A 12,977-nucleotide genomic window follows, 5' to 3' on the forward strand; every position below is an offset into this window, starting at 1 on the left:
ATCCCGCCAGCGCTGTTCACGCTCGGCTCCGTTCCGACCGATCCCACCGAGGAGTGACATGTCCGACACGACACTGACCGCCAGCACCACCACCGCGGCGCACGGCGTCTCGATGACCCCCGTCGCCGCCGCGAAGGTGAAGAGCCTCCTCGAGCAGGAGGGCCGCGACGACCTGCGCCTGCGCGTCGCCGTCCAGCCCGGCGGCTGCTCCGGCCTGATCTACCAGCTCTACTTCGACGAGCGCACGCTCGACGGCGACGCGGCGGTCGAGTTCGAGGGCGTCGGCCTCGTCGTCGACAAAATGAGCGTCCCCTACCTCGACGGCGCCTCGATCGACTTCGAGGACACCATCCAGAAGCAGGGCTTCACCATCGACAACCCCAACGCCGGCGGCAGCTGCGCCTGCGGCGACAGCTTCCACTGATCACCCGCGGCGACACGCCGCACGGCCCGCTCGAACGGCGCCCGACTCCCCGCTCCGGCGGGCGGCCGGGCGCCGTTCGCCGTTGCAGCACCACTTCGGCGAGAGGTCAAGAGCGGGTGCCGATGCACTCCCTGCCGACGACGGCGGGTAGGCTAGGGCCGGTCTAATACAGTTTCGTGTGAACTGGTCCCCAGTCTTCCGAAAGGTCACCGGTGCGCTTCAATCGCCGTCTCCGCCGATGGGTCGCAGTACCCGTCGCAGGAGCTCTCGCCCTCGTCCTCGCGGGCTGCACGCAGGAGCAGCTGCAGGGCTGGCTCCCCACCGAACCCGGCACGACGAACCACGTCGACCGGGTCATCGGACTCTGGGTCACCTCCTGGATCGTCCTGCTCGCCGTGGGTGTCATCACCTGGGGCCTGACGATCTGGGCGGTCGTCGTCTACCGCCGCCGGAAGGGCCAGACCGGCCTCCCGGTGCAGCTGCGCTACAACATGCCGATCGAGATCTTCTACACGATCGTGCCGCTGATCCTCGTGATCGGCTTCTTCGCCTTCACCGCGCGCGACCAGGCCGCCATCGAGCAGGCCTACGACGACCCGGACGAGACCATCCAGGTGTACGGCAAGCAGTGGGCGTGGGACTTCAACTACGTCGACGAGGACGTCTATTCCGCAGGCATCCAGGGCCAGTACGAGGACAGCGCCGACGGCGCCGGCTCGCTGGTCGAGTCCGAGGTCCCGACGCTCTATCTGCCGGTGAACCAGAAGATCAAGATCCAGCTCGACGCCCGCGACGTCATCCACTCCTTCTGGGTCGTCGACTTCCTCTACAAGAAGGACATGATCCCCGGCAAGACGAACTACATGTACGTCACGCCGCTCAAGGAGGGGACCTACGCCGGCAAGTGCGCCGAGCTCTGCGGCGAGTACCACTCCGCGATGCTCTTCAACGTGAAGGTCGTCTCGCAGGGCGAGTATGACGACTACATCCAGTCGCTGCGCGATGCGGGCCAGACCGGCCAGCTCGGCGCCGAGTACGACCGCAACAGCAACCTGCCCGGCACCGGCGCGCCGGCCCGCACCGAGAACGAGGAGTAGAGGGAGCATGAGCACCGCCACAGCACCCGCCCCGTCCCGCTCATTCGGCACACCGCCGGTCGAGCGCAAGGCGAACGTCCTCGTTCGCTGGATGACGTCCACCGATCACAAGGTCATCGGGTACATGTACCTGATCACCTCGTTCATCTACTTCTGCATCGCGGGCGTGATGGCCCTGGTCATCCGCGCCCAGCTCTTCGAGCCCGGCCTCGCCGTGGTCGAGACCCGCGAGCAGTACAACCAGCTCTTCACGATGCACGGCACGATCATGCTGCTGATGTTCGCGACGCCGCTCTTCGCGGGCTTCGCCAACGTCCTCATGCCGCTGCAGATCGGCGCTCCGGACGTCGCGTTCCCGCGACTCAACGCGTTCGCCTACTGGCTCTACAGCTTCGGCTCGCTGATCGCGGTCGCCGGCTTCATCACCCCGCAGGGCGCCGCGTCCTTCGGCTGGTTCGCCTACGCGCCACTCTCGAGCACGACGTTCTCGCCAGGGCTCGGCGGCAATCTCTGGGTCTTCGGCCTGGCGCTGTCCGGCTTCGGCACGATCCTCGGTGCGGTGAACTTCATCACCACGATCATCACGATGCGCGCCCCCGGCATGACGATGTTCCGCATGCCGATCTTCACCTGGAACATCCTGGTGACGTCGATCCTCGTGCTGCTGGCCTTCCCGGTCCTCGCCGCCGCGATGTTCGCCCTCGGTGCCGACCGCGTGTTCGATGCGCACATCTACGACGCGGCCAACGGCGGCGTGCTGCTCTGGCAGCACCTGTTCTGGTTCTTCGGCCACCCCGAGGTGTACATCATCGCGCTGCCGTTCTTCGGCATCGTCTCCGAGGTCTTCCCGGTCTTCAGCCGCAAGCCGATCTTCGGCTACAAGACGCTGATCTACGCGACCATCGCGATCGCCGCTCTGTCCGTGACCGTGTGGGCGCACCACATGTACGTCACCGGCTCGGTCCTGCTGCCGTTCTTCTCGCTGATGACGATGCTCATCGCGGTCCCGACCGGCGTGAAGATCTTCAACTGGATCGGCACCATGTGGCGCGGATCGGTGACGTTCGAGACCCCGATGATCTGGGCGATCGGCTTCCTGATCACCTTCACCTTCGGTGGCCTTACCGGCGTCATCCTCGCGTCGCCGCCGCTGGACTTCCACGTGTCCGACTCGTACTTCGTCGTCGCGCACTTCCACTACGTGGTGTTCGGCACCGTCGTGTTCGCGATGTTCTCGGGCTTCTACTTCTGGTGGCCCAAGTGGACCGGCAAGATGCTGAACGAGACCCTGGGCAAGTGGCACTTCTGGCTGCTGTTCATCGGCTTCCACACCACCTTCCTCATCCAGCACTGGCTCGGAGTCGTGGGCATGCCCCGCCGCTACGCGAGCTACCTGCCCGAGGACGGCTTCACCTGGATGAACCAGTTGTCGACGATCGGCGCGATGATCCTCGCGGTCTCGCTCATCCCGTTCTTCCTCAACGTGTACATCACGGCCCGCAAGGCGCCGAAGGTCACGGTGAACGACCCATGGGGCTTCTCTCGCTCGCTCGAGTGGGCGACCTCCTGCCCGCCGCCCCGGCACAACTTCACCTCCATCCCGCGCATCCGCAGCGAGGCTCCGGCCTTCGACCTCAACCACCCCGAGGCCGGCATCCCCGTCGGCATCGGTCCGGCGAAGGACGCTCCGGACGCCCCCACGTACGACAAGTCCGAAGGCACGGTGAAGTAGGGCCATGCGCGCCAACGTCAATCTGTTCTGGCTGCTCGCCGGGTTCTTCCTCCTCGCGGACGTCACCTACATCCTCTGGTCGCTGATCGACACCGGCCAGGTCGAGTGGGTCGGCACCGTGGGCATCGCGCTCTCGTCGGTGCTGGGCGGCTTCATCGCCTTCTACGTCGGTCGGGTGCACAAGGCCCAGGGCGCCGAGCTGCCCGAGGACCGCCTCGACGCCGACATCGACGACGGTGATCCCGAGCTGGGCTTCTTCAGCCCGTGGAGCTGGTGGCCGCTGATCCTCGGCGGCTCCGCTGCGCTGGCCTTCCTCGGCCTCGCGGTCGGCTTCTGGATCACCTACATCGCGGTCGGCCTCTTCCTGGTCGCCATCGCCGGCTGGGTGTACGAGTACTACCGCGGGTACTTCGCCCGCTAGGCGGACTGCACGGCTCCGAGGGCCGGGTGCAGGAGGTTTCGATCTCCGGCACCCGGCCCTTTCGCGTGGCGCGAGGGAGCCCGCAGGGCGGGTCTGGGCGTCTGAGGTCTGCCTCCGAGCGTCCAACACACGGACGGGCGCGAAACAGGCTTTGAAGGGCCCCCTGAGGCCGCCCCGACTCCACTCGTGCTGTCACTGGGCCGCGAGCGGACCCGTCACGGGCCTCAGCCGACTGCCTGCATCCGTTCCGGGGAGTCTGGAAGGGCGGAGCACCCTTCATGCTGGTCGAGTAGCTCCGCAGGGGCGTACTGAGACCTGGCTTCCTCAGCAGGACGGGTCTGCAGGCTTGTGTTCTGAGGGTGGTGGATCTCGATACGCCGCGCTTCGCGGGCTACTCGATCAGCATCATCGACTCCGCGCGACAAGGGCGTTCGACAGAGGCACGCCGACGCGATGGTCCAGTAGCCCCCGCGGCGTGCCGAGAGCCGGTTCCTTCCGCAGTGCGGGTCTGCGGACTGGGTCTTCCGGCGTGGTTGGATCTCGATACGCGACCTGCGGTCGCTACTCGATCAGCATGGTTCCGAGCGCTGCCGTGCCGCTTCGCCTCGGGTGGGTGGGGGAGGAGCGTTCCTTGCTGGTCGAGTAGCCCCGCAGGGGCGTATCGAGACCAGCGGTCCTCAGCAGGGCGTGTCTGCAGACTCGTGTTCTGACGGTGGTGGATCTCGATACGCCCGCTGTGCGGGCTACTCGATCAGCATGAGGGCGGCGGTGCTGTCCATGCTGGTCGAGTAGCCCCGTAGGGGCGTATCGAGACCAGGGGTCCTCAGCAGGGCGGGTCTGCAGAGTCGCGTTCTGACGGTGGTGGATCTCGATACGCCTGCTGCGCGGGCTACTCGATCAGCATGAGGGCGGCCGTGCTGTCCATACTGGTCGAGTAGCCCCGCAGGGGCGTATCGAGCCCCGGGGTCCTCAGCAGGGCGGGTCTGCAGACTCGTGTTCTGGCGGTGGTGGATCTCGATACGCCCGCTGCGCGGGCTAGTCGATCAGCATGAGGGCGGCCGTGCTGTCCATGCTGGTCGAACAGCCCCGTAGGGGCGTATCGAGACCAGGGGTCCTCAGCAGGGCGGGTCTGCAGACTCGCGTTCTGACAGTGGTGGATCTCGATGTGCCCGCGGTGCGCGCTACTCAGTCAGCATGAGGGGGCGGACTCTGCCGTGCGGGGGTGCCGCTCGACCGGTGGTGTCCGCGCTCTGTGAGGGGTGGTCGAACAGGGGACGACGAAGGGCCCGGACGCTGTGCGTCCGGGCCCTTCGGGGGAGGAGTCAGTGCTCGCTGTGCGAGCTCTCGAGCTCCTTCTGGGTGACGGGGGTGATCCGGTCCTCGAAGAACCAGCGGGAGAGGCCGGCGCGCACGCGCTCCGGGGCGGTGATGCGGCCGCGGGAGTCCGGGCGGATCATGAGGGGCTCGTACTCCTCCTGGCCGACCAGCTTCCAGCGCTCGTACGCGTCGAGCTGCTGGTGCACCTCGATGAACTCGCCGCCGGGAAGGCGGACGATGCGACCGGACTCGAAGCCGTGCAGGGCGATCTCGCGGTCCTTCTTCTGCAGGGCGAGGCAGATGCGCTTCGTGACGAAGTACGCGATGACCGGACCGGCGAAGAGGAGGAACTGCAGGGCGTGGATGACGCCCTCCATCGTGAGGTGGAAGTGCGTCGCGATGATGTCGGAGGACGCCGCAGCCCAGAGGACGGCGTAGAACGTGACTCCGGCGGCACCGATCGCGGTGCGGGTCGCGGCGTTGCGCGGGCGGTCGAGCAGGTGGTGCTCGCGCTTGTCACCGGTGATCCAGGCCTCGAGGAACGGGTAGAGCAGGACGACGACGATGAACAGCCCGACCACGGAGAGCGGCAGGAGGATGTTGAACGAGATCGTGCCGAGGCCCGGGATCGCCCACTCGAGTCCCGGCGGGACCAGACGCAGGGCACCGTCGGCGAAGCCGATGTACCAGTCTGGCTGGGTGCCGGCGGAGACGGGGGAGGGGTCGTACGGGCCGTAGTTCCAGATCGGGTTGATCGTGAACAGCGAGGCGATGAGGACGACGACACCGAAGACGATGAAGAAGAATCCACCGGCCTTGGCGGCGTAGACCGGGAGCACCGGGTAGCCGACGACGTTCTGCTCGGTCTTGCCCGCACCGGGGAACTGGGTGTGCTTGTGGACGACCACGAACACGAGGTGCAGAGCGATGAACGCGAGCACCAGCGCCGGCAGCAGCAGGATGTGCAGCGTGTAGAGGCGGCCGACGATGTCGGTGCCGGGGAACTCGCCGCCGAAGAGGAGGAACGAGACCCAGGTTCCGACGATCGGGATGCCCTTGACCATGCCGTCGATGATGCGGAGGCCGTTGCCCGAGAGCAGGTCGTCCGGGAGGGAGTAGCCGGTGAAGCCCTCGGCCATCGCGAGGATGAAGAGGACGAAGCCGATGACCCAGTTGATCTCGCGGGGCTTGCGGAACGCGCCGGTGAAGAAGATGCGGAGCATGTGCAGGCCGATCGAGGCCACGAACAGCAGGGCCGCCCAGTGGTGGATCTGGCGCATCAGCAGGCCGCCGCGGATGTCGAACGAGATGTCGAGCGACGAGGCCATCGCCGCGGACATCTCGATGCCCTTGAGCGGCAGGTAGCTGCCCTCGTAGTGCGTCTCGACCATGGAGGCCTGGAAGAAGAAGGTGAGGAAGGTGCCCGACAGCAGGATGATCACGAAGCTGTAGAGCGCGACCTCGCCGAGGAGGAACGACCAGTGGTCCGGGAAGATCTTGCGGCCGAACTCCTTGACGACCGCCGAGATGCTCGTGCGCTCGTCGATGTAGTTCGACGCGGCCCCGACGTAGCCCTTCTGCAGCTTGCCGCTGCCGAGGATGACGCCGTCGCCGGGCTCCGCGGGCGATGCCGCGGGGCGGGAAGGTGTGGTGGTGGACATGTGTGTCATCGCTCCCAGAAGGATGGTCCGACCGGCTCCGTGAAGTCGCTGCGGGCGACCAGGTATCCGTCGGCGTCGATGGTGATGGGGAGCTGCGGAAGCGGGCGCTTCGCAGGACCGAAGATGACCTCGGCCTCGCGCTTGATGTCGAACTGCGACTGGTGGCACGGGCACAGGAGGTGGTGGGTCTGCTGCTCGTACAGCGCCACGGGGCAGCCGACGTGCGTGCAGATCTTGGAGTAGGCGACGATGCCGTCGTAGTTCCAGGTCTCGCGACCCTCGCTGACGGTCAGGTCCTCGGGCTTCAGGCGCATCAGGAGGACGGCGGCCTTGGCCTTCTCCTCCAGCTTGCCCTCGACCTCGTCGAGTCCCTCGGGGATGACGTGGAAGGCGGAGCCCAGCGTGACGTCCGATGCGAGGATCGGCGCTCCGGAGGGGTCCAGGGTGAGCCGCGTGCCCTCGCGCCACATCGTGGTCTTGAGGAGGGCGACGGGGTTCTGGTCCTGCGGTCCGAGGCCTCGGAACAGGATCACGGCGGGCAGGGGGAAGACGATCAGCGAGCCGATGAGGCTGTTGCGGATCAGCGAGCGCCGGCCGAAGCCGGACTCCTTGTCGGACTGGTCGAAGATCTCGAGCGCACGGGCACGGGTGTCCTCCGCGCTGCGGACGGGGTGGCGGATGTCGATGCCCTCGTGGTCGGACATCAGCTGCTTGCCCCAGTGGACGGCGGCGATGCCGATGCCCAGGAGTGCCAGCGACATGCCGAGGCCGATGAACAGCGTGTTCAGCCGGACCGACTCGATGTTCTCCGTGATCGGGAACGCCATGTAGGCGGCCACCGCGAAGATCGAGCCCGCGAAGGAGAGGTAGAAGAGCGTGTAGACCGTGCGCTCGGCCCGCTTCGCGACCTTGGGGTCGACGTCGGTCATCCGGGGGCGGTGCGGCGGGAGGCCCGGGTCCTGGACGCGGTCCCGCGTCACGACCGCGGTGCCGGCCGGAGCACTCCCGTGCCCGGTGGCCGACGAGGTGGCGAGGTCGGTGCCACCCTCATCGTGCTCTGCCATGGTTCTCCTTTTCACGCCGTGTCGACGCCGCTCGGCGTCGTGGGGGTCGAGCGCCCGCCAGGGCGCCGGTGTCTGCTAGTTGGATCGTGCGGTGATCCACACCGTCAGGGCGACGATGGAACCGAGTCCGAAGATCCAGAGGAAGAGGCCTTCGGCGACGGGGCCGAGGGAGCCCAGAGCGAATCCGCCCGGGGAGGGGTTGGCCTCGATGTACTTGAGGTAGGAGATGATGTCGCGCTTGTCTTCCGGCGAGATGTTGAGGTCGTTGAAGACCGGCATGTTCTGCGGGCCGGTGACCATCGCCTCGTAGATGTGCGCCTCGGTGACGCCGCCCAGCGGGGGAGCGAACTTGCCCTCGGTCAGGGCGCCGCCGGCGCCGGCGACGTTGTGGCACATCGCGCAGTTGATCCGGAAGAGCTCGGCGCCGTTGGCCGAGTCGCCCTGGGCGTCGAGGACCTCGCCGCTGGGGATGGCGGGGCCGGGCGCGAGCGAGGCGACGTAGGCCGCCAGCTCGGCGACCTGGTCGTCGGTGAACTGCACCGGCTTCTCGAGGGCCTGCGGGCCGTGCATCTGCATCGGCATGCGGCCGGTGCCGACCTGGAAGTCGACCGAGGCGGCGCCGACGCCGATCAGCGACGGGGCGTTGTCGGTGCCCGCGGCGTCGAGGCCGTGGCAGGTGGCGCAGTTGGCGGCGAAGAGCTTCGAGCCCTCGTCGATCGTCTGCTGGCTGGTGGCCGAGGTCTCCGCGGAGGCGGAGGTCGCGACGCCGACGGCCGCGTAGGTGCCGCCGGTGAGGCCGAGGCCGATCGCGATCAGGGCCAGCGGGGCCAGGGGGTGACGGCGACCCTTCTTGGCGCGGCTCTTCGTCTTCGGGGAGGCCATCGAGGCAACCTTCCTGCGGGGTTCGGGAGTGTGGTGGGGCATGGAGGCGGCTGGCCTCACTTCAGGAAGTAGATGACGACGAAGAGGCCGACCCAGACGACGTCGACGAAGTGCCAGTAGTAGGACACGACGATCGCGCTGGTCGCCTCCTTGTGGCCGAAGTTCTTGACGGCGAAGGCGCGGCCGATGACGAGCAGGAAGGCGATGAGCCCGCCGGTCACGTGCAGGGCGTGGAAGCCGGTGGTGAGGTAGAACGCGGAGCCGTAGGCGTTGCTCGAGAGCGTGACGCCCTCCGAGACGAGGGTCGCGTACTCGAGGACCTGGCCGCAGACGAAGACCGCTCCGAGGGCGTAGGTGAGGAAGAACCACTCGACCATGCCCCACTTGAACGGGCTGAGCCCGGTGGACCGGGGCTGCAGGCGCTCGGCGGCGAAGACGCCGAACTGGCAGGTGAACGACGAGGCGACCAGGATCACCGTGTTGACGCTCGCGTAGGGGACGTTCAGGATGCTGGTCTCGGCCGACCACAGCTCCGGGGAGGTGCTGCGGAGGGTGAAGTAGATCGCGAACAGGCCCGCGAAGAACATGACCTCGCTGCCCAGCCAGACGATCGTTCCGACCGCGACCGGGTTGGGTCGGTTCACTACGGGCACGGTGGCCGTGGGGGAGAGAGAGGTGCTCGTCACACAGACCATTATGGACGATCGCAAGGGGGGGAACTCGCACTTCCCGTGGGGCCTTCGTAGTCGCATAATCTGAGAGCCATGTCGGAAACCCTGTCCTGGCCGCTCATTCTCGGCTCCCTCCTCGACTCCTCCGATCTCTCGGTGTCGGAGGCGACCTGGGCCATGGAGCGGGTGATGCAGGGCGAGGCCACGCCGGCGCAGCTCGCGGGCCTGCTGATCGCGCTGCGCGCCAAGGGCGAGACGGTCGACGAGATCGTCGGCTTCCGCGACGCGATCCTCGAGCACGCGGTGCCGCTGGACGTGGATCCGATGGCCCTCGACATCGTCGGGACCGGCGGGGACCGCTTCGGCACGGTCAACATCTCCTCCACCGCGTCGATCATCGCGGCGGCCGCGGGAACGCCGGTCATCAAGCACGGGAACCGCGCGGCGTCCTCCTCATCGGGCTCCTCCGACGTGCTCGCGGCGCTCGGCGTCGATCTGACGCTCTCCGCCGACCGGGTGGCCGAGGTGTTCCGCCGGACGGGGATCGCCTTCGTCTTCGCCGCGATGTTCCACCCGGGGTTCCGCCACGCCGGGCCCGTGCGGGCCGAGCTGGGCGTGCCGACCGTCTTCAACTTCCTCGGGCCGCTCTGCAACCCGGCGCGGCCGGAGGCGTCCGCCGTCGGGGTCGCGCACCTGGACCGGGTCCCGCTCTTCGTCGGGGTGTTCCAGACCCGCGGTGCGACCGCGCTCGTCTTCCGCGGCGACGACGGTCTCGATGAGCTGACCACCACGGGGCACAGCCACATCTGGGAGGTCTCGCGCGGCTCGGTCGTCGAGCACGACCTCGACCCGCGCGACCTCGGCCTGCGCCGCGCGAGCATCGACCAGCTCCGCGGGCGCGACGCCGGCTACAACGCGCAGGTCGTCCGCTCGGTCCTGGCCGGCGAGGAGGGGCCGGTGCGGGACATCGTGCTGCTGAACGCGGCGGCGGGACTGATCGCGTTCGATCTGGCGCGCGACCCGGGGCTGATCCGGACGGCGATCCTCGACCGCCTCCGCTCGGCGCTCGACCGCGCCGCGCAGGCGGTCGACTCGGGTGCCGCGACGGCGAAGCTGGACCAGTGGGTCGAGGAGACCCGGCGCGGCGCCTGAGCCGCGCGGCCGGGCCTGCGCGAGCCGGGACGGCGGGCGTAACGTGGAGCCGCTGTCCGCGACGGAGCGGAGCGCCCTGGAGGAGACCTCGATGAAGAAGCTCATCAACGACCCGAAGAACGTCGTCGCGGAGTCCGTGGCCGGATTCGGCCTCGCGCACGCCGACCTGGTGCGGGTCGAGCCCGATCCGCTGTTCGTGGTGCGCGTCGACGCTCCTCGGCAGGGGAAGGTCGGCATCGTCAGCGGCGGCGGCAGCGGGCACGAGCCCCTGCACGCCGGCTTCGTCGGCGTCGGCATGCTCGACGCCGCAGTGCCCGGGCCCGTGTTCACCTCGCCCACTCCCGATCCGATCGTCGCCGCCACGAAGGCGGTCGACGGCGGTGCGGGCGTCCTGCACATCGTGAAGAACTACACCGGCGACGTGCTCAACTTCGAGACGGCGGCCGACCTGGCCCTCGCCGACGACGTGGAGGTCCGCTCGGTGATCGTCGACGACGATGTGGCCGTCAAGGACTCCCTCTACACGGCGGGGCGCCGCGGCGTGGCCGGGACCGTGATGGTGGAGAAGATCGCCGGAGCGGCGGCCGAGCGCGGCGACTCGCTGGACGAGGTGGCGGCGATCGCCGAGACGGTGATCGCGAACGTCCGCTCGATGGGCGTCGCGCTGCGGCCCTGCACGGTGCCGCACGCGGGGGAGCCGAGCTTCGAGCTGGCCGAGGACGAGATCGAGATCGGCATCGGCATCCACGGCGAGCCCGGCCGCGAGCGGATCCCGCTCGAGCCGGCCGACCGGATCGTCGACCGCCTGCTCGCGCCGATCCTCGAGGACCTGCCCTTCTCCTCCGGCGACGACGTGCTCCTCTTCGTCAACGGACTGGGCGGCACCCCGCAGGTCGAGCTCTACCTCGTCTACCGGCGAGCCGCGGAGGTGCTGGCCGAGAAGGGCGTGACGGTGCGGCGCAGCCTGGTCGGCAGCTACGTCACCTCGCTGGAGATGCAGGGGGTCTCGATCACGCTGCTGAAGCTGGACGACGCGCTGACGGAGCTCTGGGACGCACCGGTGCAGACCGCGGCGCTGCGCTGGGGGCGCTGAGCGGCCCCGAGCAGAGGGCGGGCGCCCGGCCCGGACAGCGGCGCGCACACGACGACACGACCGCACGACGACACGACGGTCGCAGAGGCGACACAGGGAAAGAGGACGGATCGATGCAGGACGGACAGGGAGCACAGGGGCTCGACGCGGCATGGGCTGTGGCGTGGATCCGGGCCGCGGCGCAGGCGGTCTCGGAGCACCGGGTGGAGCTGATCACGCTCGACCGCGCGATCGGCGACGGCGACCACGGCGAGAACATGGACCGCGGCTTCCAAGCCGTGGTCGCGAAGCTCGACGCGGCTGCCGAGCTCGCGACTCCGGCCGAGGTGCTCAAGCTGGTGGCGACCACGCTGATCTCGACGGTGGGCGGAGCCTCCGGGCCGCTGTTCGGCACCGCGTTCCTCAAGGCGTCCGGCGCGGTCACCGGGCAGGAGTCGCTCGACGGTGCCGCGGTCGCGGCCCTGCTCGCGGCGGCGCGCGACGGGATCGTGCTGCGCGGCAAGGCCGAGGTCGGCGACAAGACGATGGTGGACGCGTGGACGCCGGCGGTCGAGGCCGCGCAGGCCGCCTCGGCCGACGGCTCCTCGGCGGCCACCGTGCTCGCCGCGGCAGCGGACGCGGCACAGGGCGGAGCGGAGTCGACCGACCCGCTCGTCGCACGGAAGGGCCGGGCGAGCTACCTGGGCGAGCGGGCCGTCGGGCACCGCGATCCGGGCAGCGTGTCGAGCGTCCTGCTGCTGCGCGCCGCGGCCGAGGCGGCGGCGTGAGCGTCGGGCTCGTCCTCGTCTCGCACAGCGCGCGACTGGCCGAGGGACTCGTGGATTTGGCGGCGCAGATGGCGCCCGACGTCGCGCTGATCGCCGCGGGCGGCACGGACGACGGCGGGATCGGGACGAGCTTCGAGCGGATCACCGCGGCGCTGGCCGAGGCCGACTCCGGCGAGGGCGCCGTAGTGCTCTGCGACCTCGGCTCGGCGATCATGACCGCGGAGACCGCGGTGGAGTTCCTGGACGACGAGGCGCGGGAGCGGGTCCGGATCGCGGACGCGCCGCTCGTGGAGGGTGCCGTGGCGGCGGCCGTGGCGGCGGGCACCGGTGCCGCGCTGGCGGACGTGCTCGCGGCGGCGGAGTCGGCGCGGGGCGCGCTGCTCGCCGAGTCGCCCGCGGCCCCCGCCGAGTCGGCGAGCGTGCGGCGGACGGTGCGGCTGATCAACCCGAACGGGCTGCACGCCCGGCCGGCCGCCGACTTCGTCACCCTCGCCACCCGCTTCGACGCGCGGATCGACGTGAACGGCAAGGACGCGACGAGCCTGCTCGGCGTGATGTCGCTCGGGCTCGACCGCGGCGACGAGGTCGCGATCTCGGCGACCGGCGCCGAGGCGGAGGAGGCCGTGGGGCGGCTCGCCGACCTGGTCGAGTCGGGCTTCGGCGAGGTCTAGCCGCCCAGGGCTCAGGGAGTCGCGG

Annotated in this window: 12 protein-coding genes; 8 read left to right on the plus strand and 4 right to left on the minus strand. The window is 69.1% G+C overall.

Going from position 1 to position 12,977, the window contains the following annotated elements; all coding sequences use genetic code 11:
• The first annotated feature begins 58 nt into the window (after positions 1-58).
• The 4 genes from erpA (at position 59) to MT355_RS13305 (ending at position 3,674) form a co-directional block, all read left to right on the plus strand.
• Positions 59-424 carry an iron-sulfur cluster insertion protein ErpA gene (erpA, locus tag MT355_RS13290; protein ID WP_123446151.1) on the plus strand — a complete coding sequence of 122 codons (366 nt, stop codon included), beginning with the start codon at positions 59-61 and terminating at the stop codon, positions 422-424.
• A 212-nt stretch (positions 425-636) separates the two neighbouring features.
• Positions 637-1,521 (plus strand): cytochrome c oxidase subunit II, encoded by an 885-nt coding sequence (coxB, locus tag MT355_RS13295; RefSeq protein ID WP_123446152.1) that lies wholly within the window; start codon positions 637-639, stop codon positions 1,519-1,521.
• 7 nt (positions 1,522-1,528) lie between these two features.
• On the plus strand, positions 1,529-3,253 hold the full coding sequence (ctaD, locus tag MT355_RS13300; RefSeq protein ID WP_123446153.1) for a cytochrome c oxidase subunit I: 1,725 nt from the start codon (positions 1,529-1,531) through the stop codon (positions 3,251-3,253).
• A gap of 4 nt (positions 3,254-3,257) precedes the next feature.
• Positions 3,258-3,674: a cytochrome c oxidase subunit 4 gene (locus MT355_RS13305; protein WP_123446154.1), complete on the plus strand. Its 417-nt coding sequence runs from the start codon at positions 3,258-3,260 to the stop codon at positions 3,672-3,674.
• Between the two features lie 1,322 nt (positions 3,675-4,996).
• On the opposite strand, the gene MT355_RS13310 is transcribed toward MT355_RS13305, so the two are convergent.
• The 4 genes from MT355_RS13310 to MT355_RS13325 all read right to left on the minus strand — a co-directional run bounded on the left by MT355_RS13310 (position 4,997) and on the right by MT355_RS13325 (position 9,293).
• A complete protein-coding gene (locus tag MT355_RS13310; protein ID WP_132436337.1) occupies positions 4,997-6,652 on the minus strand; it encodes a ubiquinol-cytochrome c reductase cytochrome b subunit in 1,656 nt (551 codons plus the stop codon).
• A gap of 5 nt (positions 6,653-6,657) precedes the next feature.
• Positions 6,658-7,716: a ubiquinol-cytochrome c reductase iron-sulfur subunit gene (locus MT355_RS13315; RefSeq protein WP_123735879.1), complete on the minus strand. Its 1,059-nt coding sequence runs from the start codon at positions 7,714-7,716 to the stop codon at positions 6,658-6,660.
• A 75-nt stretch (positions 7,717-7,791) separates the two neighbouring features.
• Positions 7,792-8,598 carry a c-type cytochrome gene (locus MT355_RS13320; RefSeq protein ID WP_243599901.1) on the minus strand — a complete coding sequence of 269 codons (807 nt, stop codon included), beginning with the start codon at positions 8,596-8,598 and terminating at the stop codon, positions 7,792-7,794.
• 56 nt (positions 8,599-8,654) lie between these two features.
• Entirely contained in the window at positions 8,655-9,293 is a 639-nt protein-coding gene (locus MT355_RS13325) for a heme-copper oxidase subunit III (protein ID WP_243599902.1), read from the minus strand.
• 69 nt (positions 9,294-9,362) lie between these two features.
• Here MT355_RS13325 and trpD point away from each other — a divergent pair, with 69 nt between their 5' ends.
• From trpD to dhaM, 4 genes are all read left to right on the plus strand, one after another.
• Complete coding sequence (gene trpD / locus MT355_RS13330) at positions 9,363-10,421, plus strand: anthranilate phosphoribosyltransferase (protein WP_243599903.1); 1,059 nt, start codon at positions 9,363-9,365, stop codon at positions 10,419-10,421.
• A 91-nt stretch (positions 10,422-10,512) separates the two neighbouring features.
• Positions 10,513-11,514, plus strand: coding sequence for a dihydroxyacetone kinase subunit DhaK (gene dhaK / locus MT355_RS13335; protein WP_243599904.1), 1,002 nt, complete (start codon positions 10,513-10,515; stop codon positions 11,512-11,514).
• A 113-nt stretch (positions 11,515-11,627) separates the two neighbouring features.
• Positions 11,628-12,281, plus strand: coding sequence for a dihydroxyacetone kinase subunit DhaL (gene dhaL, locus MT355_RS13340; protein ID WP_243599905.1), 654 nt, complete (start codon positions 11,628-11,630; stop codon positions 12,279-12,281).
• The gene (gene dhaM / locus MT355_RS13345) at positions 12,278-12,952 is read left to right on the plus strand and encodes a dihydroxyacetone kinase phosphoryl donor subunit DhaM (protein ID WP_243599906.1); all 675 of its coding nucleotides are present in this window, start codon (positions 12,278-12,280) and stop codon (positions 12,950-12,952) included. The genes dhaL and dhaM overlap by 4 nt, the downstream gene beginning before the upstream one ends.
• Positions 12,953-12,977 lie beyond the last annotated feature (25 nt).

It is taken from the genome of Rathayibacter sp. VKM Ac-2929 (genome assembly GCF_022815495.1).
GTDB lineage: Bacteria > Actinomycetota > Actinomycetes > Actinomycetales > Microbacteriaceae > Rathayibacter > Rathayibacter festucae.